This is a genomic window from Azospirillum sp. UENF 112521 (assembly GCF_058780665.1).
In genome coordinates this window covers 190,040-216,366 of the sequence record NZ_JBSNCI010000001.1, presented here as the reverse complement: position 1 = coordinate 216,366, position 26,327 = coordinate 190,040, and the positions used below count along the sequence as shown (strand labels likewise).

The window sequence follows — 26,327 nt, the reverse complement described above, 5'->3', positions numbered from 1 at the left end:
GCCGACAAGATTATTCCTGAGGAAGCGCCCGATGTCCGCGATCCCCAAGCCCGCCCGCGTCTATTACTTCGGCACCTGTCTCGTCGACCTGTTCTTTCCCGATGCCGGGATGGCGGGGATCGAGCTGTTGCAGTCGCAGGGCCTGACCGTCGTCTTCCCGCAGGGGCAGAGCTGCTGCGGCCAGCCCGCCTACAATTCCGGCTACCGCGCCGACGCGCTGAAGGTCGCCCGCGCCCAGTTGGACCTGTTCCCCGGCGACGATCCCATCGTCGTGCCGTCGGGCTCCTGCGCCGGCATGATGAAGAAGCATTGGCCCGACCTGTTCCACGGCGAGCCGGACGAGGCCAAGGCGGTGCAGGTGGCGGCCCGCGTCTGGGAACTGACCCAGTTCCTGGTCCATGCGCTGGATGTCCGGCTGGCAGACAAGGGCGAGCCGGTGCGCGTCACCTGGCACGCCTCCTGCCATGCCCAGCGCGAGATGGGCGTGGTCGAGGAACCGAAGGCGCTGCTGCGCCAGCTCGCCAATGTCGAGCTGGTCGAGCTGAAGCGGGAGAAGGAATGCTGCGGCTTCGGCGGCACCTTCGCCGTGCGCCATCCGGAGATCTCGGCCGCGATGGTCGGCGACAAGGTGGCGGACATCGAGGGCACCGGCGCCGCCCGGGTGGTGTCGGGTGACTGCGGCTGCCTGCTGAACATCACCGGCGCGCTGGAGGCCGGCGCCAAGGCCGCACGCGGCCAGCACATCGCCGAGTTCCTGAAGGAGCGCATCCATGGACGGTAACGCACCGGATTTCGCCGCCGCCTCGCGCACGGCGCTGGCCGACCCGCAGCTGCGCGGCAATTTCCGCCGTGCCATGGATGGCTTGATGAGCAAGCGCGCCGCGCAGTTCGCCGATGCCGGCGAATGGACCGGTGTGCGGGCGCTGGCCGCCTCGGTCCGGCTGCGCGCCCTGTCGAAGCTGCCGGAACTGCTGGAGACGCTGGAGGAAAACTGCACCCGCAACGGCATCACCGTCCATTGGGCGGCCACGACTGCGGAGGCCAACGCCATCGCCCTCGACATCCTGCACCGGGTCGACGCCAAGCTGGTGGTCAAGGGCAAGTCGATGGTTACGGAGGAGATGCACCTGAACGCCGTTCTCGAAAAGGACGGTATCGAGGTGCTGGAAAGCGACCTCGGCGAATACATCGTGCAGCTTGACGGCACCATGCCGTCGCACATCATCATGCCGGCGATCCACCTGAACACCAAGCAGATCGCCCATCTGTTCAAGCGCAAGATCAAGGACGCTGAGAGCCGCGAGGACGCGGCCTACCTGACCGACCTTGCCCGCCGGGTTCTGCGCGCCAAGTTCCAGGCCGCCGATGTCGGCATGTCCGGCGTCAACGCCGCGGTGGCGGAAACCGGCACCCTCTGCCTGATCGAGAATGAAGGCAACGGCCGCATGTGCACCACGGTGCCGCCGGTCCACATCGCCTTCATGGGGCTGGAGAAGGTGGTGGAAAAGCTGGAGGACGTAACGCCGGTCATCAGCCTGCTTCCGCGCTCCGCCACCGGCCAGCCGATCACCACCTACGTCAACATGATCTCCGGTCCACGCCGGCCAAGCGAGAAGGACGGCCCGCGCGAGGTGCATCTGGTCATCCTCGACAATGGCCGCTCCAGCATCTACGCCGACCCGGAACTGCGCGACACGCTGCGCTGCATCCGCTGCGGCGCCTGTATGAACCATTGCCCGGTCTACACCAAGGTCGGCGGCCACGCCTATGAGGCCCCCTATCCCGGCCCCATCGGCAAGATCCTGGTGCCACAGATCGAGGGGCTGGAGAAGCGCGGCGCCATGCCCCATGCCTGCACCATGTGCAACGCCTGCGTCGAAATCTGCCCGGTGAAGATCCCCATTGTCGAGATCATGGGACGGCTGCGGGTCGAGGCAGTGAAGCCCAGCGGTGCGGTGAAGGACGGCGGCGCCAAGGCCAGCCGGACGGAAGCGATGGTATGGAGCGGCTGGGCGGCGATGAACGCCTCGCCAACCGCCTACCGCGTCGCCACGCTGGCGATGAGCAAACTCGGCAATGCGGCGCCGTCGTCTCTGCCGATGCTGAAAGAGTGGACGAACGTCCGCACCAAGCCGCGCTTTGCCGGCCGCACCCTGCACGACCTCGCCCGCGCCAAGGGGGTTCCCGATGTCTGACGCCCGCAACTCGATCCTGACGAAACTGCGCAGGACGCGCGACGCCCACCCGCTCACCCCGCCGGCCTCGGATTTCGCGCCGATCGAGGCGAAGCGCTGGGCGGAGGAGGAGCGGCTGCCCCGCATCCGCCGCCTGATGGAGGCGGTGCATACCGAGTTTCTCGACGCGACCGAGGCCGATTGGCCGGCGGTGCTGCGCGAGTTCCTGGCGCGCGAAGGGGTGGGGTCGCTGGTCTATGCGCCGGCGACGGAGGCGGGGACGCGGCTGGTCGAGGGGTGGGGCACGGGTTCCACCGCCCTGATCCCCTACGACCGCCCGCTGGAAGACCTCAAACCCCAGTTGTTCGACACAATCGAAGCCGGCCTGACCACCACCCGCGGCGCCATCGCCGAGACGGGCAGCCTGATCCTATGGCCGACGGTCGAGGAACCGCGCACCCTGTCGCTGGTGCCGCACATCCACATCGCGCTGCTGCGTGCGGATGCCCTCTACGACACCTTCCTGCAAGCCATGCGCGAGCAGGGATGGGCGCAGGCGATGCCGACCAACGTGCTGCTGGTGTCCGGTCCCAGCAAGACCGCCGACATCGAGCAGACCCTGGCCTATGGCGTCCACGGGCCGAAGAGGCTGGTCGTCCTGGTGGTCCATCCGTGACGGCCCGTCCCACAGCGGAACCGCCAACCCGCCTCTACGAGGCGATCCTGCATCTCAGGCGCCTCGGCCACCGGGTGGAGAAATGCGAAGGGCGGCGTGGGCGACATCGGCTGGATGGGGCCGAGATCACCGACGCCGCCCTTCTCGAGCTGGCGATGACCCGCGTCCGCCGTGCGGCGCGGGTCACATATTCAAATCAGGCAGGCCAGGGTCAGGCCAGCCCAGGTCAGGCCGGACGCACCGCCGCCGGGCGCGACACCGCCACCGACGGCTTGCGGCCATAGCGGTCGACGCCGAGGCCTTCCATGTCGATCTCGGTCTGGCGGCCACTGACCACGTCGGCCAGCACGCGGGCGGAACCGGCGGACATCGTCCAGCCCAGCGTGCCGTGACCGGTGTTGAGGTAGAGGTTGCGGACATTGGTCGTCCCCAGGATCGGCGTGCCGTCCGGGGTGTTCGGGCGCAAGCCGGTCCAGAACTCCGCCTTCGACAGGTCGCCGCCCTTCGGGAACAGGTCGCTGACCACATGGTCCAGCGGACCGCGGCGGCTCGCGCGCATGCTGAGGTCGAAGCCCGACAGTTCCGCCGTGCCACCGACGCGGATGCGGTCGCCGAGGCGGGTAACGGCGATCTTGTGCGTCTCGTCCATCACCGTCGATTCCGGGGCATGGGCGGCGTCGGTGATCGGCAGGGTCAGCGAATAGCCCTTCACCGGATAGACCGGCAGGTCGATGCCCAGCGGCTTCACCAGCTTGGGCGAATAGCTGCCCATGGCGACGATGTAGCTGTCGGCGGTCAGAGTGCCCTGGTCGGTCAGCACCCCGGTGATCTTGCGGCCGTCGCTCTCCAACCCGCGGATGGAGACGCCGTAGCGGAACTCCACCCCGCGCTTGGCGGCATAGGCGGCCAGCTTGTTGGTGAACTGGAAGCAATCGCCGGTCTCGTCGCCCGGCAGATGCAGCGCGCCGACCAGCTTGTCCTTCACATGGGCCAGAGCCGGCTCGACCGAGGTCAGGCCGTCGCGGTCGAACAGGCTGTAGGGAACGCCGTAGCGCTCCAGCACCGCCATGTCGTAGCCGGCGGCGTCCATCTGCTTCTGGGTGCGGAAGACCTGCAGCGTGCCCTGTGTGCGCTCGTCATAAGTGATGCCGGTCTCGGCGCGGAGCGCCTTCAGGCAGTCGCGGCTGTATTCGGCGACGCGGACCATGCGGCTCTTGTTCAGCTGGTAGCTCGCCTCGTTGGCGTTGGCCAGCAGCTTCAGGCACCAGGACCACATCGCCGGATCCAGCTTCGGCCGGATCACCAGCGGCGAGTGCTTCATCATCATCCACTTGGCGGCCTTCAGCATCAACCCCGGCGCCGCCCAGGGAGCGGAATAGCCCGGCGACACCTCGCCCGCGTTGGCGTAGCTGGTCTCCAGCGCCGGACCGGCCTGACGGTCGATCACGGTCACCTCATGCCCGGCGCGCGCCAGATAATAGGCGGTGGTGACACCGATGACGCCGCTGCCCAGAACGATCACGCGCATGAGACTGGCTCCCCCTAGGGATGGATGACTTCGCTTGGATGAATGGATCGCAAACACCATGCCAATCCTGGAAATGGCGGATTTGCTGCAATGCAGCCGGACCAGCGGGTGATGGGGTGTATGGATATGTTTACAGGGAGGCGGTCTATCCGGTCTGAGATGTTGAAGATCAACGGTTTGAAGCGGTGTAAAGATTTTGATACGGCGTAACGATATGTGTACAGTGAGTGCCGGTCGTCCCCATTGCCACCGGCAAGCCCATGCGCATCGAAGTCACCTTCACCGACCGCGTCGGCATCGCCCATGAGATCCTCGCCGTGCTGGCGTTGCGCCGGCTCAATGTGGTCGGGGTCGAGGTCGACCCGCCGCTGATCCACATCGACGCCCCCGGCCTCGATCCGGCGGCCCTGCCCGCCCTGTCCGACGCGCTGCAGGGCATTGCAGGGGTACGGTCGGTGGCGGCCATCGACATGCTGCCGGGCACGCGGCGGCGGCTGCATCTGGATGCGCTGCTCGCCGCCCTGCCCGACCCGGTGCTGGCGGTCGACCGTGCGGCCCGTGTCGTGGTGGCGAGTGCGGCCGCCGCCCAGGTCGCCGGACTGCCGGAGTCGCGCCTCGCCGGCCTCGATCTCGGCGTGCTGTTCGGCGAACCGGGCCTGACGAGCGAGCTGACCGCAGGCGGCTTCCGCATGTCGGGGCGCGAGGTCACATTGAACGGCCAGCCCTTCCTGCTGGAGGTGACGCCCATCGTCGATGTCGAGGCGGCAGGCGCCGTCATCACCCTGTTCACCCCGTCGCGCCTCGGCGAGCGGTTGGACGCCATCCAGAATTTCGACGAGGGCGGCTTCGACCGCATCCTCGGTGAATCGCCGCCGGTCAGGGCGCTGAAGGCACGCGCCGCACGCGTCGCCGCGATGGAGGCGCCGCTGCTGATCCTGGGCGAGACCGGCACCGGCAAGGAGTTGATCGCCCACGCCTGCCATCGCGCCAGCCCGCGCCGGGACAAGCCATTCCTGGCACTGAACTGCGCCGCCGTGCCGGAGAATCTGGCGGAGAGCGAGCTGTTCGGCTACGCCCCCGGCTCCTTCACCGGGGCGCAACGCGGCGGCAAGCCCGGCCTGCTGGAACTGGCCCATGGCGGCACCGTCTTCCTCGACGAGATCGGCGAGATGTCGGCCTATCTCCAGGCCAAGCTGCTGCGTTTCCTCAATGACGGCAGCTTCCGCCGGGTAGGCGGCGAGCGCGAGCAGAAGGTGGATGTCCGCGTCATCAGCGCCACCCACCGCTCGCTGGAGGCAATGGTCGCCGACCACAGCTTCCGCGAGGATCTGTTCTACCGCCTCAACGTGCTGACGCTGGACGTCCCGCCCCTGCGCGACCGCGGACAGGACATCCTGCTGCTGGCCCGCCATTTCATCGCCCGCGCCGCGGCGCAGGCCCGACGCCCGCCCGGCCGGCTGACCCCGGCGGCGGCGGCGGCGCTGCTCGCCAACCGCTGGCCGGGCAATGTTCGGCAGTTGGAGAACGTCATCTTCCGTGCCGTGACGATGAGCGACGGCGGCACGCTGGATGCCGCCGATCTGGAGCTGGCCGGCGCCGGCATGCAAGCAGCCGAACTGCCGGCAGAGGATGCCGGTAGTTGGGAGGATGCGGTGGACGGGTTCGAGCGGACGCTGCTGCGGCGGCTCTACCCCCGCTTCCCATCCAGCCGCAAGCTGGCGGCGCGGCTGAACACCTCGCACACCATGATCGCCAACAAGCTGCGGAAATACGGCATTCCGGAGCGGTGAAGAGTGCCGCCCCGATCCGGTTCAGTGGCCCTTGGCCGGGGCCGCATGCTTTTCGGGAGCCGGCTTCGCAGCAGCCGGTTTTTCCGGGGTTTTCTCGGCAGGTTTCTCGGCAGCGGGCGGCTCCAGACCGGGAGGCGGACCGCCGAAGGTGATCGTCACTTCGGTCACCGGGCCGGGATCGGGCTGGGTGTGGCGAAATCCAGCCGCGGCGCCGGGGCCGAGCGTTTCGGCCGACTGCTCGATGGCCCAGCTTTGCAGCAGCTTGTGCTCCGGACCGAAGGTGTTGACGCGCAGCGGCGGCAGCGTGCGCTCGGTGTCGGTCTTGTTGGCGACCTCCCCCTCCAAAAGCAGGACGGTCTTCCCGCCTTCGAGCTTCTGTTCCGAGCGGATGTTGCGCAGCTCCAGCCCGAAACCCGGCTGTTCGGCCGGCATGCCGATGGCGTCATAGAGCAATGCCGCGGGCGGCCAGCTGCGGACGATGGCATCGCGGGCGAAATAGGCGCCGGCGGCGGAACCGGCGACCAGCAGCCCCAACACCGCAAAACCAACCACGGTGCTGCGGGACGGCTTGGCACGCGGGGCCTTGGGTGGCTTGATCTTGGCTTTTCCAGCGGCATTGGCCGCTTTTGCAGGCTTTGCGGGCCGGAGTTCTGTCAGGGCATCGGGAATGACCGGCTCAAGCTCCGCCCGGTCGGGCATCTGCCACCAGGTGTGGCCGCAGCGGGCACAACGAACCTTCCGGCCATCCTGCCCGATCGATTCGTCGGACAGGGTGTAGCGCGTCGAACAGGTCGGACAGGAAACGATCATCGCGCCGTCGCAGAGAGGTTACCACTTGCCTTATAGATAGGAGTGGCGCGCGGCGCAACCGGCACCCGCGGGGTGGTGCCGGTCATCCATCTGCATGTGGCTTCGGCGCATGCACCCGCCCCCTCCGACCTGCGGCGAAGCCGTGGGAGGGAGGAGGGCGGAAGCCTCTTACATGCCGCCCGGATAGTTCGGCCCCCCGCCGCCTTCCGGCACGACCCAGTTGATGTTCTGGGTGGGGTCCTTGATGTCGCAGGTCTTGCAGTGGACGCAGTTCTGCGCGTTGATCTGCAGACGCGGATCGCTGCCGTCGTCGTTGCGGACGATCTCGTACACGCCGGCCGGGCAGTAGCGCTGCTCCGGCGCATCGTAGAGCGCCAGATTGACGCTGATCGGGACCGACTTGTCCTTCAACGTCAGATGCGGCGGCTGGTCTTCCTCATGGTTGGTGTTGGAGAGGTAGACCGAGGACAGCCGGTCGAAGCTGACCTTGCCGTCCGGCTTGGGGTAGGCGATCTTCGGCGCCTCGCTGGCCTTCACCAGGGTGGTGTGGTCGGCGTGGTGCTTCAGCGTCCAGGGCGACTTGCCCTTCAGCCCCGTCTCGTAGGCGGCATTCGCCAGACCGGCCCACAGGCCCTTCTGGAAGCCCGGGCGGATGTTGCGGACGGCGTACAGCTCCGGCCAGACCCAGGACTGCTTCAGACGCTCCGGATAGGCGATGACCTCGGGGCCGTTGTCGGCGCCGCCGGTCAGGTGGTCGAACACCGCCTCGGCCGCGACCATGCCCGACTTCATGGCGGTGTGGTTGCCCTTGATCTTCGGCACGTTCAGGAAGCCGGCACCGTCGCCGATAAGGAGGCCGCCGGGGAAGGTCAGCTTCGGGATCGACTGGAAACCGCCTTCCGACAAAGCGCGGGCGCCATAGGACAGACGCCGGCCGCCTTCGAAGGTCGGGCGGATCGCCGGGTGGGTCTTGTAGCGCTGGAACTCCTCGAACGGGCTCATGTGGGGGTTCCAGTAGTCGAGGCCGACGACGAAGCCGACCGACACCAGATTCCCTTCCATGTGATACAGCCATGACCCGCCATAGGTCTTGGGGTCCATCGGCCAGCCGATGGTGTGGACGATCAGGCCCGGCTTGGACTGGGACGGGTCGACCTCCCACAGCTCCTTGATGCCGATGCCGTAGGTCTGCGGCTGGCAATCGCGGCGCAGGTCGAACCGCTCGAACAGGGTCTTGGTCAGCGACCCGCGGCAGCCCTCGGCGAAAATGGTCTGCTTGGCATGCAGTTCCATGCCGGGCGTGTAGTTGCCGGTCTTCTCGCCGTCCTTGCCGATGCCCATGTCGCCGGTGGCGACACCCTTCACCGCGCCCTTGTCGTCATACAGCACTTCCGCCGCGGCGAAGCCGGGGTAGATTTCCACGCCCAGCTCTTCGGCCTGGGTCGCCATCCAGCGGGCCAGATTGCCCAGGCTGATGATGTAGTTGCCGTGGTTGTTCATCTGCGGCGGGGCGAAAGGCGACTTGTAGGCCTTCGTTTCCGTCAGGAACAGGAAATGGTCTTCGCGCGCCTTGGTGGTGAGGGGGGCGCCCTTTTCCTTCCAGTCCGGGATCAGCTCGTCCAGCGCATGCGGTTCGAAAACGGCGCCGGACAGCAGGTGGGCCCCCACCTCCGACCCCTTCTCGATCACGCAGACGCTGAGTTCCTGCCCGGTCTCGGCCGCGCGCTGCCGCAGACGGATCGCGGCGCTCAGGCCCGACGGGCCGGCGCCGACGATCAGAACATCGTATTCCATGACCTCGCGCGGTTCGCGTTCCATCACCACACTCCCCCACCGTCTTGTTTTGGTACTGTTTCCCTCGGGACGCCCTATGGTCTTTTTGCGGGCGCGTGCTTGTAACACGGTTTGCGCCGCACCCAAATTGGGTATCTGGACATGTAAGACCACACGATCTGTGGTAAGGTCAAACAATGATTGACGTATGCGACATCCTCGACGCGCTGCGCTGGCATGCCGATATCGGCTGCGACGAGGCCATCGGCGACGAGCCGACCGACTGGGCCGCCCTCGCCGCCCGGCCGGTGGCACGCGCACCGTCCGCTGGCGCAGGCATGGCCGGTAGCGCCGCTTCCGGCCATGCCCCAGGGCTCAACGCCATTCCCAACGCGGCGCGCGGCGCCGGCCCGACTCGGGCGCCGGCCCCAGCGGCGGCGCGTCCGGCAACCACCCTCTTCGCTTCGCCCGACCAGCCGCTGGGCGCCAGCGAGGCCGGCATCCAGGCCCGCGCCCGGGCCGGAGAGGCGCAGACGCTGGAGTCTCTGGAAGCGGCCCTGCGCAGCTTCGACGGCTGCCCGCTGAAGGCGACGGCGATGAACACCGTCTTCGCCGACGGCAATCCGCAGGCACAGGTGATGCTGATCGGCGAGGCGCCGGGCGAGGACGAGGACCGGCAGGGCAAGCCCTTCGTCGGGGTCAGCGGCAAGCTGCTGGACCGCATGCTGGCCCAGATCGGGCTGGACCGCAGCGCGGTCTACATCTCCAACATCCTGCCCTGGCGCCCGCCCGGCAACCGCAGCCCGACCCAGGCGGAGATCGCCGCCTGCCTGCCCTTCTTGGAGCGGCATGTGGAGCTGGTGCGGCCCAAGCTGTTGGTGGCGCTCGGCGGCGTTTCGGCCAAGACCCTGCTGAACCGGGCGGAGGGAATCACCCGCCTGCGCGGGCAGTGGCGGACCTACGAGGTCGCCGGGACTTCCGTACCGCTGATGCCGATGCTGCATCCGGCGTACCTGCTGCGCAACCCTATCGCAAAACGGGAGGCGTGGCGGGACATGCTTGCATTGCAGCAAAAGATCGCCGAAGAAGGAATCAAGTAATCGAAAGAGAAAATGGGATGTCACAGGGCTGCCGAAATCGTTCGTATAATTGCGATCGCCGCGCAGCACAAATGTGGCCAGACCATGCCGAAAGGCATTTTCCCAACGGGCTAGAGCCTTTTTCCCATCTCTGTTAAAGCGTTGTAACATCTGGCGAATACCGGAGCCGACACATTCCGAGCGAATCCGTTGCTTGCGGTTCGCGCCGGCGTGATGTATCCCGAAGCCATGCTCCGGATATTTTGCAGTGCAGCATACCGGGTCGCGAGCGCGGCCCCGCTGCGGCGGAACCTTCTGGGGGTGCTGGGTCTCACGGTGGCTTACACCCTGGGACCCGACGGTGCGGTCGGGTTCCGGCCCGCTTGCGCCGCCCTCATCATCCACGCGCCGGACGGTCACGCCGTCGTCCCGCCCGGCGGGGATTCCGTGCCTGACCCCGCCAGCCCCGTTTTCGCCGACACGCCAATCGATCCGGCGCCGGTCGATCCCGCGATGGGGCTCCCCGAAACCGCCACCCCCGATTCCTCCGCTGCCGATTCCGCGGCATCCGGCAACCCGGCCGACGGTCCGTCGCCGTCCGCGGTCGTGGACGATACCCCCGCCTCCGCCGGCGCGCCGCTGCTGCTGGCGGTCGACGAGACGGCCCGCGCCGTCCAGCTGGACGAGGAGGATGCTGCCCGCTACCGCCGCATCTTCGCTGCCCAGGAACGGGCGGAGTGGGATGCCGCAGATGCCGAGATGGCGAAGCTGAAGGACCGCCGGCTGATCGGCTATGTCTTGCGCCAGCGCTATCTCCACCCCGACCGCCGCGCCGGCTACGAGGAACTCGCCCGCTGGATGCAGGATTACGGCGACCTCGCCGGGGCGGAGCGCGTCTACACTCTGGCCCAGAAACGCCAGCCCGCCGGCCAGCGGGCGCCGAAGCCGCCGCGCGGCGAAGAACGCGTCCGCCTCGTCGGGTCGCTGGAGCGGCTGGGCGGCCTGCGCACCGTTGCCAGCAACGAGGAGGACGAGGACGACAGCGTCACCGTCGCCCCGCGCAGCCGCACCGTGTCCCGGGCCCGCAGCGACCGTGCGGCGGTGGCGCGGGTGGAAGAGCTGCTGCGCTCCGGCCGCACCAACAGCGCGCTGAGCCTGCTGGGCCAGGACGAGTTCGGTGGCAAGCTCGACACCGTTCAGTATGACGCCGCCCGCGCCCGCATCGCGGCGTCCCTCTATTATGCCGGCGAGACGGCCCAGGCACTGACGCTTGCCTCGGCCAGCGCCGCGCGGTCGGGCGACATGCTGCCGGAGGCGCATTGGATCGCCGGTCTGGCCGCCTGGCGGCTGAAGCAGACCGACCGTGCCGCCCGCCATTTCACCGGCATGGCCGCCGCCGGCCCACGCAATCCCTGGAAGGCCGCCGCGGCCGATTACTGGGCTGCCCGCGCGCTGGCCCGCAAGCCCGGCAAGGAAAAAGAGGCGGCGGAGCATCTGGCCGCCGCCGCCCGCTACCCCCACACCTTCTATGGCCTGATCGCCCTGCAGGCGTTGGGCAGTCTGGGCGACGTGCGCTGGCAGGCTCCGGATCTGACCGGGCGGCAGCTGGCGGCGGTAGCGGCCAAGCCGGCGGGATCCCGCGCCATCGCCCTGCTCCAGGCCGGTCAGCGCGAACTGGCGGGGCTGGAGCTGCAACGTATCGACCCGCAGGGCGAGCCGCTGATCGAACAGGCAATGGTCGCGCTGACCGACCGCGCCGGGGTGGCCTCGCTGGCGCTGCGGCTCGGCAATGCGGTGGCCGGTCCGGACGGCGCCCCCTATGCCGCCGCACTCTACCCGCTGCCCCATTGGACGCCGCGCGACGGCTTCGCGGTCGACCGCGCGCTGGTCTTCGCGGTGATGCGGCAGGAATCGCGCTTCGACCCGCGGCTGGTCAGTTCCGCCGGAGCGACGGGGCTGATGCAGATCCTGCCCAGCACCGCCCAGCATGTGCGGGAGCGCAACGCCGACATCGGCAGCGACGACGCCAACCGCGACGCCCTGTTCGACCCGTCCCGCAACATGGAGCTTGGCCAGCGCTACCTTTCGGAACTGCTGGGCATGCCGGAGATCGACGGCAACATGTTCCTGGCGACGGCCGCCTACAATGCCGGGCCGGGCACGCTGGCGCGCTGGCGGCGGGATCTGAGCGACATCACCGATCCGCTGCTGTTCATCGAAAGCCTTTCCTTCGGCGAGACGCGCGACTATGTGGAGAAGGTGATGGCGAACTTCTGGATCTACCAGCTTCGGCTGGGCCAGGAGACCGCCTCGCTCACCGCCGTCGCCGACGGGAAATGGCCGGCCTATGTTCCCATGGACGGTCGTCCACCCCAGGTCGCCTCCCGTCCCGATCCGCAGCCTGCGGCGAAGGCGCCCCCCCGGCTGCCGGCCTGCCTGTCGCGGCGGCAGCGGACCCGGTGGAAACGGCGCCAGTGACGGTGCCGGTGGAAACGGTTGCTGAGCGGGGAGAGGCCAGCCCGATACCCTGACCGCCGGCGCCCATGTCGGGCTCCGGACCGACATGAGGACACGCCTGCCGCCATGCCGAAGATCGACGAGAGCCGCCACTTCCTTCCCGTGAACATCGCCGTGGTGACGGTGTCCGACACCCGCAGCGCCGCCGACGACCGCTCCGGCGATGCGCTGGCGGAGCGGATCGCCGGGGCCGGCCACCGGGTCGCCGCCCGCACCATCGTCCGGGACGACATCGCCGCGATCCGCGCCCAGGTGCAGTCCTTCATCGCCGATCCGCAGATCGACGTGGTCCTGACCACCGGCGGCACCGGCGTCACCGGCCGCGATGTGACGCCCGAGGCGGTCGAGGCGCTGTACGAGAAGGCGATCCCCGGCTTCGGCGAGCTGTTCCGCTATCTCAGCTATGCCAAGGTCGGCACCTCCACCATCCAGAGCCGGGCGACCGGCGGCGTCGCCAACGGCACCTACATCTTCGCCCTGCCCGGCTCGCCCAGCGCCTGCCGCGACGCCTGGGACGACATCCTGGTCTGGCAGCTCGACAACCGCCATCGCCCCTGCAATCTGGTGGAGCTGATGCCCCGCCTGCGCGAGCACATGGCGTGAGCGAACCCCTGGGCTTTTCGATGGAGGCGCTGCACGCCGCCCTGATCCGGCTGCCGCGCCTCGCCGATCTCTCCCCCGACGCGCTGGAGCCGATGCCGTTGAAGGGCGTCGCCCATGACCATGTCCGCCTGCGCGGCCGGCGTCTGGTCGCCCGCATCCCGCGCTGGAGCCAGCTTGGCCTCGATGCCTGGACGGCGCTGGACCGGCAGGCCGCCGCCTTCCGGCGGGCGGAGATGTCGGGCCACACCCCGCGCTTCGTCGGCCTGCTGCCGCCCGGAGAGGGGCTGCCGCTGGGCGCCCTGGTGGTGGGCGAGGTTGAGGGGCGCACGCCCGTCCTGCCCGGCGACATGCCGGCCATCGCCCGCGCGCTGGCGGCTTTGCACCGCATGGCACCGCCGGACTTCTACGAACCGCTGCCCGCCCCGCCCGATCCGGTCGCCGCTTTGCTGGCCCAGGTCGAACGGCAGGCGGCATGGTTCGACAATGCCCCCCTGTCGACCGAGGCCCGCGTCCTGATCGCGGAGGAGCTTGCCGCCGCCCGTGTCGGCGACCTCCTGCCGCCGCCCGAAACGCCGATGCCGCTGACCGCCGTCGGAGTGGACGTGCATCCCGGCAACTTCCTGGTCGACGACCACGGCAAGGCGTGGTTCACCGACCTGGAGAAGCTGCAATACGGCCATCCGGCCAGCGACCTTGCCCATGCCAGCCTCTACACCTCGACCAGATGGGACCCGGCGGTGAATGCGGAACTGGCCGCGGAAGACATCGACACCTTCGTCGCGGCCTGGGCAATGGCGGTGCCGGGCGACCTCGCCGACGAGGTGCTGCCCTGGCTGAAGGCACTGCGCCGGCTGACCTGGCTGCGTACCCTGTCCTGGATGGCACGCTGGTCGGTGGAGGGCGCCAGACTGTCGCCGGGCATGCCGGAAGACTTGCGAGCGCATATGGACGCCCACGCCACCGACATTCTGCGACCGGAACGGATCGAGCAGGTGCGGCGGGACTGGCGTTAGCAGGTGCGAAAAGGGGACGCGTGCGAAAGTCTCTTGCCCGTGCCCTGCCGAAGATGATGGGATACCGACTCGGAAAACGAGGTGACGAGAGCATGACGAGGTTCCGACGCCGGTTGCTGCCGGTTTCCCTGGCCATCCTGATGTCCGGGACCACCCTGACGCCCGTCCTTGCCGCCGGCCCCGGTGCGGGCCAGGGACAAGGTGCGGATGGCGGTGGATCGGCCACCGGCAGCTATCTGGCCGGCCGCTATGCCCAGCACCAAGACGATTGGACCGCGGCGGCACGCTTCACCGCCCAGGCGCTGGCCGCCGACCCGGACGACCCCGCCCTGCTGAGCCGCACCTTCCTGCTGCGGCTGGGCGAGGGGCGGATCGAAGCGGCGATCGACCATGCCAACCGGCTGCTCAGCGACCAGGGCGAGCCGCAGATGGCACTGACCCTGCTGGCCGCCGATGCGCTGGCCAGGGGCAAGCTGGACGAGGCCGACAGCTATGCCGCCCGGCTGCCGTCCGAGGGGCTCGGCCGCTTCCTGACGCCGCTGACCCGTGCGTGGCTGGTGACTGCCCGCGGCAAGACGGACGAGGCGCTGGCGGCCCTGCAGCCGCTGTCCGACGTCAAGGGCTTCGAGGCGCTTTACAACCTGCATGCCGCGCTGATCCTCGATCTTGCCGGCCGCAACGACGAAGCGGCGGCCCGCTATGCCAAGGTGACGGATACCGACGCGCCGCTGCGGGTGGTGCAGATCGTCGGCAACTTCATGACTCGCACCGGCCGCAAGGACGAGGCGCGCAAGCTCTATCAGACCTTCCAGGGCAACAACCCCGACGGGCTGCTGGTGGAGCCGGCGCTGGCCGCCATGGCGAACGCGCCGTCGGAAGCCCGCCCGGTCCCCGATGCCCGGTCCGGTCTGGCGGAAGCGCTGTTCGACCTGGGCAGTGCGCTGCACCACGAGAATGCCGACGAGCCGGCCCTGCTGTTCGGCCGCATCGCCCTGCATCTGCGCGATGATCTCGCCCTGGCCCATCTGCTGATCGGCGACATCACCGCCTCGCGCGACCATCACGAGGAGGCGTTGGCCGCCTACAAGCGGCTGGAGACGGATCCGCTGCTGGGCTGGACCGCCCGCATGCGCGAGGCCGACAGCCTCGCCCGCATGGACCGCAACGACGAGGCCATCGCGATCCTCAAGGATCTCTCCGCCGAACGGCCGGAGCGCACCGACGCGATTACCCGGCTCGGCGACATCTACCGCTACTCCAAGCGCTACGCCGAGGCGATCCCCGCCTACACCACGGCGCTGGAGCGGATCGGCACCCCGCAGGAACGGCATTGGCCGCTGCTCTACGCCCGCGCGATGTGCTTCGAGAAGACCAAGCAGTGGCAGCAGGCCGAAGCCGACCTGCAAACCGCGCTGAAGCTGCGACCGGACGAGCCGTCGCTGCTCAACTTCCTCGGCTACAGTTGGATCGACCGCGGCGAGAATCTGCCCAAGGCCAGGGCGATGGTGGAGCGCGCGGTGGAACTGCGCCCGCGCGACGGCTACATCGTCGACAGCCTGGGCTGGGCGCTCTACACGCTTGGCGATTACGAAGCGGCGGTCGCCAAGCTGGAACGCGCGGTCGAACTGAAGCCGGGCGATCCGACCATCAACGACCATCTCGGCGATGCCTATTGGCGCGCCGGCCGCCGGAACGAGGCCCGCTTCCAGTGGATGCGCGCGCTGCGCAGCGCCGACGAGGAAACCGACAAGGGAGCCATCCAGGCCAAGCTCGACAAGGGCATGCCCGACCAGAAAGCCGCTGCGAAGCAGTGAAAAGCCCCCTATCTCCTTCGGGGGAGAGGGAATTGCCCCGCCTTATGCAAGTCCCCCCACATAGGGCTTGTACTGGCTGTCGGTCTGCTGGATGTGCTCCACGAACCAGTCCTTGAGCAGCAGGATCAGGTCCACGCGCAGCATGGTGGGGTTGTCGCCCTCGAAGTCGCGGGCCAGCTTCTCCACCTCGTCGGCGAAATAGCGGTGGGCGGCGAGGTGGCCGTCCAGGTCGGGATAGCCGCAGCGCACCATCATCGCCTCCTCCCGTGCGAAATGGACGGCGACATAGTCGCGGAGGCTGGCGAGCAGGCTGGACAGCTCCTCGCGGTTGGCGGGTGTGATGCCGCTTTCCAGCAGGCCGTTGAACAGGTCGAGGAGCCGCCGATGCTCGTCGTCGAGCACGGGCACGCCGACGCTCATGGATTGGTCCCAGACGACATAGCTCATCGCAGCGATCTCCCCCCTCGCATCCCGCAATTGCAGGTGCATCCCGCGGAATCAAGCGGTTGCGGCCGGCCATGGCAGGGTTGTGGACATCTTGACAGGGATCCTAAAACCGGCAACCGTGCCAGTCCAAGCGGCAAATCCCCGCAGGGGGCGCGGCAAGATGCGCGGTGCGCCACCCCCCTCCCCTGCCAAAGCGACAGAGTGACCGATGGCCCTGCTCGACGAGATCGCGGAGAAGAAACGGGCGCTGGACGCCGCACGCCCCCTGCCGCAGGAGGTCGTCCACGGCATCGCCGACCGGTTCGAACTCGATTTGACCGCCACCGCAGCGGCGCTGGAGGATTATCCGCTCAAACGCGCCGACGTTAAGGCCATTCTGGAGCGCGGCAGCGTCCTGCGCCACCGCGCGGTGGAGGAACAGCGATTTGTCCTGAACCACCGCGCCGCCCTGGAGTTGATGGCACGGCTGTCCTTCGAGCCGTCGGGGGCGGTCACCGAGCGCACCGTCACCGCCTTTCACAATGTGCTCTATCGCGGGATCGACGACGACGCCGGCAAATACCGCAATGCGGCACCCAAGGACGACCCGGCGGAAACCGCACCGGATCCGGCCAAGCTGCGCGTGTCGATGTCGGCACTGTCGACCTGGATGCGCAAGTCCGATGCCGGCCCCGACACCGCCTTCGAGGCGCATCACCGGCTGAGCGCCATCCGTCCCTTCGATGCCGGCAACCGGGCGACCGCACTGCTCCTGTGCAACCTGATCCTGAACCGTGCCGGCTATCCGCCGGTGGTGATCGGCACCGACGACCGCAGCCTCTATCTGGACCTTGTCGAGCGGGCCTGGTCGGTCGGCGACAAGACACCCTTCCGCGACCTGATGCTGCGTTTCCTGTCGCAGAGCCTCGACTTCTGCCTGGAGGCCGCCGGCCAGGACACAGCCGGGGACGAGATGCCTTAAGCGGACAGCCCGGCAGGCAAGCGCAGGCGCGACGGCCGGTCGGGACCGCTGTGGATCAGCACTGTGATCGGCAACGCATCGACCCGGCGGGTCTCGCCCGGTTCCGCCCCGGTGCCAGGATTGACCGGATAGGCCGGGAAGCAGGATCCGGCAAGGCTGAGGCGCAAGGCCGATCCCGGCGCCAGGGTGGCGCAGGTCGCCCGCATGGCCACGGTCAGCGGCCGGGTCGGGTCGCCCGGTTCCACCCGGGCATGGCCCTGGGTCAGCGGCAGAACCTGACCGTCGGGGCGCACCACCGACAGCACGGCGCTGACGTCGAAGGACGGAGCATCGGCCTCCACCCACACCTCCAGCGCCACCCGCCCGGCCAGTGTCAACGGTTCGTCCAGCGGCAGGCTGGTGTAGGTGGCGACATCCGGACGGCGGTCCACGGCGGCGCGGTCGGGGCGGCCGCAAGCGTCCGGCACCGCATGGCCGCCCACCGTCGGCACCGGCGTGCGCGGATCGTGGACCACCACGTCGAGTGCCTCCATTTCGGGCATCTCCAACTCCAGCCGACCGCCCTGCCGGTTGGCGAGGCCGTCGCTGGACAGATGCAGGACAGCCTCGGCCGCCGGAAGGTCGGACAGGTCGTGCCAGCGTCCCGCTTCCACGTCATGCAGGCGGACCGGACCGCCGCGGTCGGCCGCCTCTCCCTTCAGCACCCGTTCAAACCAGGCAAGCTGCAGCATGTCGAGAGACGGAGCCTGTCCAGGTGCCGCGGCCGGTCCGTCAGCGCCCCAGGGGCCGACCACCAGCCGCACCGGCGCCCGCCCGCGTGCCTTGAGACGGTCATGGGCATCCAGCATGCCGGCCAGCCGCGGATCGTACCAGCCGCCGATCTGCAGGACCGCCACATCGGTCGGCATGGCGTCCTGCATGGCCTTGGGCGACAGCGCGGCCCAGGCCGGGCCGGGCACCGGGTTGGTCAGCCAGTCGTCGTAATGGGTGTAGCGGGCATAGTCGCGCAGGGCCTGCGGCCGTGACGGGATCTCATCGTCGATCGGCAGGCTGCGCGCCGCATCCGACAGCACGCGGTGGCCGGTGCCGTCCTCGACCCGCTTTGCCGCGTCGGCGGCGGTGCGCAGGGCCCAGCTCATGGCGTCTGCCAGCCGGAAGGCCCCGCCCTCGTAAGCCCAGTCAGAGAACACGTCCCAGCCGGCGAAGGCCGGCGCCACCGCCCGCAGGGCCGCGGGCGCCTCTGCCAGTGCCAGCCACTGCGCCATGCCGGCATAGCCGCAGCCATACATCGCCACCGCCCCTGACGATCCCGGCAGGGACGCTGCCCAGGCAATGGCGTCGGCCCCGTCCTCCCGTTCCGCCTCGAAGGGTCGGAACCGGCCGTCGGACGTGCCGCAGCCGCGCATATCCTGCACCACCACGACATAGCCGCGCGCCGCGTACCAGCGCGGGTGGGCGTAATGGCTGGTCAAGGCAACACGACGGCCGCAGGGAACCCGCATCAGCAGGACCGGCCAGGTCCCCGCGGCATCGGGCCGGTAAAGGTCGGCGTCCAGCCTGACGCCGTCCCGCGTCCGCATCGACACGGTTTCCGGCGGCCGGACCGGCAGCAGGCTGTGCAACGGGTGGATCATCGGGGCCAGATGGGTCATGGCGGGTCGGGCTCGCTCGATGACTGACAACGAAGTATGTGTTGTCGTGGCAAAGCTCGTGCCAGAGCGCCGCCACCAAATTGTATAAACCTTTCGGCCGTTTCCCGCCGGAATGACGGCCCCTCTCCGCTTGTGCGAGAGGGATTGGAGTGAGGGAGGTGGCAACCGATAGGCCGATGGAAACCCTGTATTTGCGCGCCCTCACCCCGCCCCTCTCCCACAAGCGGAGAGGGCGTCCGTCAGATGGGCAGGCTCCCGACTTCCGTACCGACCATCTCCGCCCAACCTTCAGCCCTTTGCCGATTTCCTGGGCAAACCGCCTGCTCAGGCGGCAATCAGCTCGAACCGGTCGACATCGACCATACCGCGGTCGGTGATCTTCAGGTGCGGAATGACCGGCAGCGGCAGGAAGGCCAGTTGCAGGAAGGGCTCGGCCAGCGGGCAACCCATGGCGCGGACGGCGGCGCGCAGGGACCGCAGCCTCACCTCCACCGTCTCGAACGGCTCCAGGCTCATGAGCCCGGCCAGCGGCAGGGCCAGTTCGCCGACCACCTGTCCGTTGCGCACGGCGACGAAGCCGCCCTGAAGCTCGATCAGCCGGTTGACCGCGACGCGCATGTCGGCATCGCTGGCACCGACCACGCAGATGTTGTGGCTATCATGGCCGACAGACGACGCCAGCGCCCCCTCCGCGATGCCGAAGCCCTGGACGAAACCGCGGCCGATGTTGCGGTTGCTGCCATGGCGGGCGAAAACGCAGATCTTCAGCAAGTCGCGCGACGGATCGGCCACCATCCGGCCGCCCACCACCGGCACCTCGACCCGGCGGTGTTCGGTCAGGATCCTGCCCGGCTCCAGCCCGATCACCGATTGGACCGACCCGCCGGCCGGCACGACGAAATCCTCGTCCGTCACCGGCTCCAGCTTCACCGAAGCGAGCCCCACCGGCGTCACCGCCGGCCGGCCGTCGAAGCTGTGTGGTCCGACGATCTTGCCGTTGCGGATGACCCGGTTGACGGCGCAGTCCTCCAGATCGTCGAGCAGGACGAGGTCGGCGCGATGGCCCGGCGCCACCAGCCCGCGGTCATAGAGGCGGAAGCCGCGCGCCGCCGACCAGGTGGCGGCGCGATAGACATGGGCGACCGGCGCACCGAGGCGGATGGCGCTGCGGATCAGGTGATCCATGTGCCCCTCTTCCGCGATGTCCAGAGGGTTGCGGTCATCGGTGCAGAAGCCGAGGAAAGGGGAGGTCTCCGGCGTGATCACCTCGGCCAGGGCATGGACGTCCTTCGACACCGACCCGTCGCGGATCAGGACCTGCATGCCCTTGCGCAGCTTCTCCATCGCCTCATCCGCACTGGTCGTCTCGTGGCAGTTGCGGATGCCGCAGGAGAGATAGGCGTTCAGTTCCTTTCCCGACACCAGCGGGGCGTGGCCGTCGATGTGGCGCCCGTCGAAGGCGGCCAGTTTGTCGAGCACCCCGTCCACCTTGTGGAAGACGCCGGGGAAGTTCATGAACTCCGCCAGCCCAAGCACGCGGGGATGGTCCATGTGGCGGATCAGGTCCGGCGCCTCCAGCCGGGCGCCCGACGTTTCCAGCTCCGTCGCCGGCACGCAGGAGGACAGTTGCACGAACAGGTCGAGCGCAGTGCCGCCTGCACTGTCGAGGAAATAGCGCAGCCCCTGCTCACCCAACACATTGCAGATCTCGTGCGGGTCGCAGATGGCGGTGGTGGTGCCGCGCGGCAGGACGCAGCGGTCGAACTCCTGCGGGGTGACGCAGGTGGACTCGCAATGGACATGGGTGTCGATGAAGCCGGGAACCACGGTCAGCCCACGCCCGTCGATCTCCTCCACCCCATCATCAGGACTCGTAGGTGCCGACGATGACCTCGCCACAGACGGCGATGTCGCCCTCCGCGATCTCGCCGGTCACGACATTGAGAAAGCGCGTGTTCTTGATGACCAGATCGGCCTTCGCCTCGCCCAGCGCCTGCCCGATGCGCGTCTTAAGATCGTCGCGGCTTACCGTCATGTCCCACCCCGCCAGTCTTCCATTCAAAGAGGCAAGGTGGCCCGCCTCACCATGCCGTGCAAGCGTCTATCGGCCATCCCGCTGCCGGTAAGGGGAGTGGGCCTTCGCCTCCGCGAATTTGGCGAGAGCCTTTGCGTTGTACAGCTCCAGCCCTTCCGCGACCGCGCCGCGCATGTTGGTGTGCAGGAACCAGTGGCAGGCATGAGTCAGAACCGGCAGGAAACCGCGTTCAAGTTTGTGCGGACCGCCGCGCCCGCCATTCACCCGGCTGAGACCATGGGCAATCGCCTGTTCGATGCTGCGGTAATAGCAGGTTTCGAAATGAACGAAGCGCGCTTCCTCTCTCGCCCCCCAGGTCCGGACATAGAGGCAGTCGTCCCCTTCCACCGACATCAAGCCACCGATCGCAACGCCGCCTGATTCGGCAAAGGTCAGCGTCACGGCGTCGCCCAGGGCCGCGCAGAGCCGCAGAAGGAAATCCATGGTCAGTGCCTGACGTTTCCCCCGGCGGAGATGAAGGTCGCTCAGCAAGTCCAGAAAAATCGCGACATCGGCCTCTGCGATCCGGCTGCCCGGCACCTCGCGGAACCGCACCCCGCTCGCCACGATTTTGCGGCGCTCCCACATCATCACTCTGCGCCGGCGGCTCGACAGGGCGGCGGCGAAATCGGCGAAGTCACGATATCCCTCGTTCCGCCACTCGTAATCGACGGCATGGCGGGTCAACCATCCCGCCGCCTCGAAACAGGCCCGGTCCTTTTCGTCGGGAAAACCGACATGGATGGACGACAGTCCATGCATGTGGGCCAGCGACCGCAGGGCGTCGATCAGCGCATCAACTGTGCCGGACGGTGCCCCCTTCCGCAGGAGGATGCGCGGCCCAGTCACCGGCGTGTAGGGAATCTCCATGACTAGCTTCGGGAAATAGCGCCCACCCGAAGCCTGATAGCCGTCGACCCAAGCCCGATCCGGCCAGAATTCGTCCGTGGAACGGTCGCGCAGATAGAGGGGAGCCACGCAAACCAGCCGGCCAGATGCCTCCCGCACAATCATATGCGCTGGACGCCAGCCAATGTCCGGGCCAGCCAGGCCGCTTTCTTCCAGCACACTCAGATAGGCATGGCTCACGAACGGTCCCTTGCCGGCGGCGCAGGCATCCCACTCCAGCGGATCGACCCCGGAAATTCCGAACACAACCGCGACCGACAACGGAACATCGTTCCGGTCGCCGTCCTGCGCCGCCGGTCCCTGTATCACAGACATGTCATTCCCTGATTGTTCCGGGCTCTGGCTATTCCCCGTCGTACGGCAACGCCGTCGGCAGGCGCACGCTGACCGTCGTGCCTTCCCCTTCGCGGCTGCGGATGTCCAGCGTGCCGTTCAGCAGATCGACGAAGGATCGCACGAGCGGCAGGCCCAGCCCGGTGCCGCCGGACCGCCGGGACAGCTGGCTGTCGACCTGACCGAAGGGTTGCAGGGCGATGGCGATGCCCTCCGCGCTCATGCCGATCCCGCTGTCCGCAACCTCGATCAGGATGCGGTCGCCTTCCGGACGGACCCGCAGGGCGACGCTGCCGCCGGCGGGGGTGAACTTCACCGCATTGCTCAACAGGTTCAGCAGGATCTGCTTCACCCGCACCGGGTCGCCCAGCAGGTGGGGCGTGTCGGAAGCAATGTCCTGGGACAGGGCCAGCCCCCCCTCCTCCGCCCGCTCGGCGATCAGCAGGAGCGAGCTTTCCACCGCATCGCGGACATCCATCGGCTGTGGATGCATTTCCAGCTTGCCGGCTTCGATCTTGGCGACGTCCAGGATGTCGCTGATGACCGCCAGCAGATGCTGGCTCGACTTGCCGATCACCTTGGCATAGTCGAGATATTTGGGATGGCCGAGCGGCCCGACGATCTCGCTTTCCATCATCGAGGAAAAGCCGATGATGGCGTTCAGCGGCGTGCGCAGCTCATGGCTCATGTTGGCAAGGAACTCGCTTTTGGCACGGTTGGCCAGTTCGGCCTGCTCCTTGGCCTGGATCAGCGCCTGCTCGGCGCGGCGGCGTTCCTGAACCTCTTGCATCAGCGCGCGGGTGCGCTCGGCCACCCGCATCTCCAGCTCGTCACGGGCCTGCCGCAGGGCCAGTTCGGCCCGCTTGCGCCGGGTGATGTCCTGGCCGACACACAGGATGCCGGCGGAAGCGCCATCGCCTTTCGGCAGGCGGTTCAGGTTCCACAGCAGCACCCGCTCGCTCATGCAGTCCTGCTCGCGCAGCACCTGCTCGAAGTTGCGGACTTCCGTGCCCATCGCGGCGACGGCAAGCTGGGCGGCGAAGGGGCCGGTCGGCTGCTCCCTCATCGCCTCGGCCCAGAGACGGCCGATGGCGCTGCCGGCTTCCAGCCCGAAGGCGCGCTCGGCGTCGCGGTTGGCCTCCACGATGCGGCCGTCGTCGCCCAGAACCAGGATGATGCTGGCCGCTGTCCGCAACAAGGACCGGAATCGTGCTTCGCCGGCCCGCGCCTCGCTCTGGCGCAGGGCGGCTTCCAGTTCGGCGATGCGGGATTCCAGCCGGCGGACGGTGTCGGCCGGACCACCGCCTGCCGGCTGGGCCGGACCGGAGAAAAAGGTCGGGTCGGTCACGCCGCCGCGTTTTCCGGCTGCATCATGTCGCCCAGCTTCGCCAGCAGGAACTCCAGATCCTCCGGCGCCAGATCCTCATACTGCGTCAGGATGCGCTCGATGACACGGCGGCGGTGGCGCTCGCGGTCGCCCGGCTCGCCGTCATAGGGGGTCTCCTTCAGCACGTCGATGGCGATGCGGCAGGCCGGCAGCAAAGCGGCCGGCAGCTTGGCCTTGTCGTACAGAGACTTCAGCCCCAAACGGCCGGCATCGTGGATCAGCAGCCGGGCATTGGTCATCGGCACATTCGCCATGCGCGACATCGCCGTCTCGAAGAAGGCGATGTCGCCGGTGCACAGCGAACGGACCAGCAACGACGGCGTCAGGCGGCCGGTGCGGGCAAGCTGCGTCACCAGACGGTCGAGCGCCCCTTCGTCGCTTTCGCCGGTGAACAGGGCGACGGTCGCCCGCTCGCGGCTCTGCAGGATCAGCTCCGACGCGACCTTCGACGGCAGTTCATGGTGAGAGACCAGATGCTGGCGCAGCCGTTCCGACACCACCGCCACCAGCCGTTCGGCGATGGTGATCGGCAGCCTGGAGCGGTGGACCAGCGGGTCCTGCACCGCCTCGCTCGCGCCGAAGCGGTCGATGACGCGTCCCAGGCTCTGCTCGCCCAGTTCCGCCCCCTCGTTGGCGACCAATGCTGCGACCGCGCGTTCGGACCCGCTTTCGATCAGCGCGTCGGCGACGGCGGCCGGCACGGTCGGGCGCTGGGCGATGGCGGTGCTCTTGGCGTCGGCGTCGGAGCGCACGATCTCGACAAGATCGGCCGGAGTCAGCACGGTGGAGACGCTCAGCACCGGAATCGCCACCGCCTCCACGTCGCGGGCCAGGGTCAGGGCGACGTCCCGCGGCAGGGAGGGGCTGGATTTCAGGTTCTCCGCCAGGGTCTGGCGGACGCGCAGGACCGTGTCCTTGACCATGACGCGGATGATGTCCTCCGCCAGCTTGCGCTCCGCCTGCGACAGCTCGGGACTGTCGAACTGCTGGGACAGCTTGGCGGCCAGATCGGTCCGGCTGTTCGGCGACGGGTCGGCCAGAAGCCGCGCCACGTCCTGCTGGGTCAGATGACCCGACTTGAAATCGTCACTCATGGGTCCCGGACCCTTCCTGCCCTGGTCCGTCTCCATATTGGACGCGGAACGCAAAACCCGCGCGGGTGTGGGCGGAGACTTGTCCACCCGTTCAGGATCTTCCGAAACGGTTGAACCTTCCTTAACGCCCTGCGGTCATAAGCCCAACGGCCGGGACGCCGATCATGGGATTTCGACGAAGCTCGGCGGTTCCGGCAGGATGGAGCCGCGGCGGCGTGTCCCGCGCAGGTGCAGGGCCACCTCGGCGATCTGCTGCTCCACCGAGATGTGGCGTTGAGAGGCGACCTCCAGCCCGCGGTCCTCATAGACATAGGCATCGGGATGGCCCTCGGCCCAGTCCCGGATGGCGGCATCGCGGTCGCGCAGCAGGGCGACGACGGTCGGGCGGAACAGCCGCATCATCGCCGTGATCCAACGGTTGGCCGGCCAGGACGGCCGGGCGTGATCGATCTCGAAGGCATCGAGCATGGCGATCACGTCGTCCGCCTTGTACCAGGTCTCCCCCGTCACCCAGCGGTTGGTGGTGAACAGCCGCACCGGCTGGCCGGCGACGTCCATGGCGATGCCGATCAGGTGGGACAGCGCGTCGTTGTCGTTGTTCGGAGCCACGAAATCGGCCAGCGGCGCCGGCCGCAGGCCCGGCGGCATGCCGTGCGGGCGCAGGAATGTGTGGAAATGGCCATGCTCGCCTTGCGGCCGCTCGCCTTCGGGATGGCAGTGGTAATAATACTGGGCATGGAACTCGGCGTCGTAGACGTCGCCCGGGGGATAATGCTTCCACTCGTACAGCGTGCCGTGGCCGCGCAGAAGCTCGCCCACCACCGTGTCGCCGGTCTTGGCGAGAACACGCTGGCACAGGCGTACTTCGCGTCCCGCCTCGGCCATCGCCTCCAACTCTTCCCGGGACACGTCCGACAAATCCGTCATCGCCCGATCCTGCGCTGCGCGAACATCCCCATTACGTACGCGGCTATGCGGGCGTGGCAAGGTCTTTTCGGACGTCGCACCTGCGGTTGCAGCCCCGCCTGCGCTTCCCGCCCGTCAGCTGCCGGATGGACGGACGCGCTGCGACAGCGACCAGCCGACCAGTTCGCCGGTGACCTGCCCCAGCGCCTGGTCGAAGGCGGCGATCACGTCGGTAAAGGAGCGGCCGCGCACCGGCGCCGACGCCTCGAAGGTCTCGCCGGCCTCGATGGTCCGGCGCGGCATGGCGACCAGCTTGGCCGACAGCCGAACATGCACCCGGTCCGGCATGGCGGCGCCCGGCGTGGCGTATTCCGCCTGGAAATCGCGCAGTTCCGATTTCAGCACATAGTCGGAACGCAACCCCACCGTGTCGCGCCCGACCGAGACGATGCGGCCGCTGTCCTCGAAGGTCTGGACGATCAGCCCCTGCACCATGTTCGGCGCCCGGTCGGCCCAGGACACGTCGGCGAAATAGTCGAGCGAGGTCGGCGAGCGGGCCAGCGCGATGCGCGGCGTGTCGATCCCGGCCGCCGCCGCCGGCGTCTCCACCAGCAGCTGCCAGTCGGCCTTCGGGCCGGCGGCGACGCTGGCCCGCGGGGTCAGGGTGTAGAGATGCGGCGCCGTCGGGTTCAGCGTCGAACAGGCAGCCAGCCCCAGCAGCAGCGCCGCCCCGCACATCCCGCGCACGGCGGCCCTTGCAAACCCGCTCCGCACCGTCGTCACCCGC

23 protein-coding genes are annotated in these 26,327 nt (G+C 68.4%); 11 read left to right on the top strand and 12 right to left on the bottom strand.

Annotated elements, in window-relative coordinates:
- Positions 1-31 precede the first annotated feature (31 nt).
- The 4 genes from ACWPN8_RS00980 to ACWPN8_RS00965 are packed head-to-tail and all read left to right on the top strand — an operon-like array spanning position 32 to position 3,134.
- On the top strand, positions 32-781 hold the full coding sequence (locus tag ACWPN8_RS00980; protein WP_492239606.1) for a (Fe-S)-binding protein: 750 nt from the start codon (positions 32-34) through the stop codon (positions 779-781).
- Complete coding sequence (locus ACWPN8_RS00975) at positions 771-2,195, top strand: LutB/LldF family L-lactate oxidation iron-sulfur protein (RefSeq protein WP_492239605.1); 1,425 nt, start codon at positions 771-773, stop codon at positions 2,193-2,195. Before ACWPN8_RS00980 ends, ACWPN8_RS00975 begins: the two co-directional genes overlap by 11 nt.
- A complete protein-coding gene (locus ACWPN8_RS00970) occupies positions 2,188-2,850 on the top strand; it encodes a LutC/YkgG family protein (protein ID WP_492239604.1) in 663 nt (220 codons plus the stop codon). Before ACWPN8_RS00975 ends, ACWPN8_RS00970 begins: the two co-directional genes overlap by 8 nt.
- Positions 2,847-3,134: a hypothetical protein gene (locus tag ACWPN8_RS00965; protein ID WP_492239603.1), complete on the top strand. Its 288-nt coding sequence runs from the start codon at positions 2,847-2,849 to the stop codon at positions 3,132-3,134. Before ACWPN8_RS00970 ends, ACWPN8_RS00965 begins: the two co-directional genes overlap by 4 nt.
- Here ACWPN8_RS00965 and ACWPN8_RS00960 read toward each other — a convergent pair.
- Positions 3,077-4,378, bottom strand: a complete 1,302-nt coding sequence (locus ACWPN8_RS00960; RefSeq protein ID WP_492239602.1) for a D-amino acid dehydrogenase — start codon at positions 4,376-4,378, stop codon at positions 3,077-3,079. The two genes, ACWPN8_RS00965 and ACWPN8_RS00960, sit on opposite strands and share 58 nt — an antisense overlap.
- Before the next feature lie 260 nt (positions 4,379-4,638).
- On the opposite strand from ACWPN8_RS00960, the gene ACWPN8_RS00955 reads away from it, so the two are divergent.
- On the top strand, positions 4,639-6,168 hold the full coding sequence (locus ACWPN8_RS00955; RefSeq protein ID WP_492239601.1) for a sigma 54-interacting transcriptional regulator: 1,530 nt from the start codon (positions 4,639-4,641) through the stop codon (positions 6,166-6,168).
- Between the two features lie 21 nt (positions 6,169-6,189).
- Here ACWPN8_RS00955 and ACWPN8_RS00950 read toward each other — a convergent pair whose 3' ends face one another.
- Both ACWPN8_RS00950 and ACWPN8_RS00945 read right to left on the bottom strand, forming a co-directional pair.
- A complete protein-coding gene (locus ACWPN8_RS00950; protein ID WP_492239600.1) occupies positions 6,190-6,978 on the bottom strand; it encodes a zinc-ribbon domain-containing protein in 789 nt (262 codons plus the stop codon).
- Between the two features lie 168 nt (positions 6,979-7,146).
- On the bottom strand, positions 7,147-8,796 hold the full coding sequence (locus tag ACWPN8_RS00945) for an electron transfer flavoprotein-ubiquinone oxidoreductase (RefSeq protein WP_492239599.1): 1,650 nt from the start codon (positions 8,794-8,796) through the stop codon (positions 7,147-7,149).
- Positions 8,797-8,948: 152 nt separating this feature from the next.
- On the opposite strand from ACWPN8_RS00945, the gene ACWPN8_RS00940 reads away from it, so the two are divergent.
- The 5 genes from ACWPN8_RS00940 (at position 8,949) to ACWPN8_RS00920 (ending at position 15,777) form a co-directional block, all read left to right on the top strand.
- Positions 8,949-9,851 (top strand): uracil-DNA glycosylase, encoded by a 903-nt coding sequence (locus ACWPN8_RS00940; RefSeq protein ID WP_492239598.1) that lies wholly within the window; start codon positions 8,949-8,951, stop codon positions 9,849-9,851.
- A 426-nt stretch (positions 9,852-10,277) separates the two neighbouring features.
- Positions 10,278-12,308, top strand: coding sequence for a lytic transglycosylase domain-containing protein (locus tag ACWPN8_RS00935; RefSeq protein ID WP_492239597.1), 2,031 nt, complete (start codon positions 10,278-10,280; stop codon positions 12,306-12,308).
- 105 nt (positions 12,309-12,413) lie between these two features.
- Positions 12,414-12,950 carry a molybdenum cofactor biosynthesis protein B gene (gene moaB, locus ACWPN8_RS00930; protein ID WP_109451865.1) on the top strand — a complete coding sequence of 179 codons (537 nt, stop codon included), beginning with the start codon at positions 12,414-12,416 and terminating at the stop codon, positions 12,948-12,950.
- Positions 12,947-13,963 (top strand): aminoglycoside phosphotransferase family protein, encoded by a 1,017-nt coding sequence (locus ACWPN8_RS00925; RefSeq protein WP_492239596.1) that lies wholly within the window; start codon positions 12,947-12,949, stop codon positions 13,961-13,963. The genes moaB and ACWPN8_RS00925 overlap by 4 nt, the downstream gene beginning before the upstream one ends.
- 92 nt (positions 13,964-14,055) lie before the next feature.
- Entirely contained in the window at positions 14,056-15,777 is a 1,722-nt protein-coding gene (locus tag ACWPN8_RS00920; protein ID WP_492239595.1) for a tetratricopeptide repeat protein, read from the top strand.
- 42 nt (positions 15,778-15,819) lie between these two features.
- Here ACWPN8_RS00920 and ACWPN8_RS00915 read toward each other — a convergent pair whose 3' ends face one another.
- Positions 15,820-16,224, bottom strand: coding sequence for a bacteriohemerythrin (locus ACWPN8_RS00915; RefSeq protein ID WP_492239594.1), 405 nt, complete (start codon positions 16,222-16,224; stop codon positions 15,820-15,822).
- A gap of 208 nt (positions 16,225-16,432) precedes the next feature.
- Between ACWPN8_RS00915 and ACWPN8_RS00910 the strand changes: the two genes are divergently transcribed.
- A complete protein-coding gene (locus ACWPN8_RS00910) occupies positions 16,433-17,185 on the top strand; it encodes a Fic family protein (protein WP_109451872.1) in 753 nt (250 codons plus the stop codon).
- Here ACWPN8_RS00910 and ACWPN8_RS00905 read toward each other — a convergent pair.
- The 8 genes from ACWPN8_RS00905 to ACWPN8_RS00870 form a co-directional block, all read right to left on the bottom strand.
- Positions 17,182-18,837, bottom strand: coding sequence for a CocE/NonD family hydrolase (locus ACWPN8_RS00905; protein WP_492239593.1), 1,656 nt, complete (start codon positions 18,835-18,837; stop codon positions 17,182-17,184). The two genes, ACWPN8_RS00910 and ACWPN8_RS00905, sit on opposite strands and share 4 nt — an antisense overlap.
- Positions 18,838-19,161: 324 nt before the next feature.
- Positions 19,162-20,694, bottom strand: a complete 1,533-nt coding sequence (gene ade / locus ACWPN8_RS00900; protein ID WP_492239592.1) for an adenine deaminase — start codon at positions 20,692-20,694, stop codon at positions 19,162-19,164.
- A 7-nt stretch (positions 20,695-20,701) separates the two neighbouring features.
- The gene (locus ACWPN8_RS00895) at positions 20,702-20,872 is read right to left on the bottom strand and encodes a hypothetical protein (RefSeq protein WP_492239591.1); all 171 of its coding nucleotides are present in this window, start codon (positions 20,870-20,872) and stop codon (positions 20,702-20,704) included.
- A gap of 66 nt (positions 20,873-20,938) precedes the next feature.
- Entirely contained in the window at positions 20,939-22,135 is a 1,197-nt protein-coding gene (locus tag ACWPN8_RS00890) for a GNAT family N-acetyltransferase (protein ID WP_492239590.1), read from the bottom strand.
- A 28-nt stretch (positions 22,136-22,163) separates the two neighbouring features.
- The gene (locus ACWPN8_RS00885; RefSeq protein ID WP_492239589.1) at positions 22,164-23,501 is read right to left on the bottom strand and encodes a PAS domain-containing sensor histidine kinase; all 1,338 of its coding nucleotides are present in this window, start codon (positions 23,499-23,501) and stop codon (positions 22,164-22,166) included.
- Positions 23,498-24,634 (bottom strand): SpbR family protein, encoded by a 1,137-nt coding sequence (gene spbR / locus ACWPN8_RS00880; RefSeq protein WP_109451882.1) that lies wholly within the window; start codon positions 24,632-24,634, stop codon positions 23,498-23,500. Before spbR ends, ACWPN8_RS00885 begins: the two co-directional genes overlap by 4 nt.
- A 162-nt stretch (positions 24,635-24,796) precedes the next feature.
- Positions 24,797-25,561 (bottom strand): DUF6969 family protein, encoded by a 765-nt coding sequence (locus ACWPN8_RS00875; protein ID WP_492239588.1) that lies wholly within the window; start codon positions 25,559-25,561, stop codon positions 24,797-24,799.
- Between the two features lie 114 nt (positions 25,562-25,675).
- A complete protein-coding gene (locus ACWPN8_RS00870) occupies positions 25,676-26,323 on the bottom strand; it encodes an ABC-type transport auxiliary lipoprotein family protein (RefSeq protein ID WP_492239587.1) in 648 nt (215 codons plus the stop codon).
- Between the last annotated feature and the right edge of the window lie 4 nt (positions 26,324-26,327).

Bases quoted from the DNA above. Each gene is read 5' to 3' on its own strand.
- ACWPN8_RS00980 (WP_492239606.1), top strand. From the start codon at position 32: ATGTCCGCGATCCCCAAGCCCGCCCGCGTCTATTACTTCGGCACCTGT.
- ACWPN8_RS00975 (WP_492239605.1), top strand. From the start codon at position 771: ATGGACGGTAACGCACCGGATTTCGCCGCCGCCTCGCGCACGGCGCTG.
- ACWPN8_RS00970 (WP_492239604.1), top strand. From the start codon at position 2,188: ATGTCTGACGCCCGCAACTCGATCCTGACGAAACTGCGCAGGACGCGC.
- ACWPN8_RS00960 (WP_492239602.1), bottom strand. From the start codon at position 4,378: ATGCGCGTGATCGTTCTGGGCAGCGGCGTCATCGGTGTCACCACCGCC.
- ACWPN8_RS00955 (WP_492239601.1), top strand. From the start codon at position 4,639: ATGCGCATCGAAGTCACCTTCACCGACCGCGTCGGCATCGCCCATGAG.
- ACWPN8_RS00950 (WP_492239600.1), bottom strand. From the start codon at position 6,978: ATGATCGTTTCCTGTCCGACCTGTTCGACGCGCTACACCCTGTCCGAC.
- ACWPN8_RS00945 (WP_492239599.1), bottom strand. From the start codon at position 8,796: ATGGAACGCGAACCGCGCGAGGTCATGGAATACGATGTTCTGATCGTC.
- ACWPN8_RS00940 (WP_492239598.1), top strand. From the start codon at position 8,949: ATGATTGACGTATGCGACATCCTCGACGCGCTGCGCTGGCATGCCGAT.
- moaB (WP_109451865.1), top strand. From the start codon at position 12,414: ATGCCGAAGATCGACGAGAGCCGCCACTTCCTTCCCGTGAACATCGCC.
- ACWPN8_RS00920 (WP_492239595.1), top strand. From the start codon at position 14,056: ATGACGAGGTTCCGACGCCGGTTGCTGCCGGTTTCCCTGGCCATCCTG.
- ACWPN8_RS00915 (WP_492239594.1), bottom strand. From the start codon at position 16,224: ATGAGCTATGTCGTCTGGGACCAATCCATGAGCGTCGGCGTGCCCGTG.
- ACWPN8_RS00910 (WP_109451872.1), top strand. From the start codon at position 16,433: ATGGCCCTGCTCGACGAGATCGCGGAGAAGAAACGGGCGCTGGACGCC.
- ACWPN8_RS00905 (WP_492239593.1), bottom strand. From the start codon at position 18,837: ATGACCCATCTGGCCCCGATGATCCACCCGTTGCACAGCCTGCTGCCG.
- ACWPN8_RS00895 (WP_492239591.1), bottom strand. From the start codon at position 20,872: ATGACGGTAAGCCGCGACGATCTTAAGACGCGCATCGGGCAGGCGCTG.
- ACWPN8_RS00890 (WP_492239590.1), bottom strand. From the start codon at position 22,135: ATGTCTGTGATACAGGGACCGGCGGCGCAGGACGGCGACCGGAACGAT.
- spbR (WP_109451882.1), bottom strand. From the start codon at position 24,634: ATGAGTGACGATTTCAAGTCGGGTCATCTGACCCAGCAGGACGTGGCG.
- ACWPN8_RS00875 (WP_492239588.1), bottom strand. From the start codon at position 25,561: ATGACGGATTTGTCGGACGTGTCCCGGGAAGAGTTGGAGGCGATGGCC.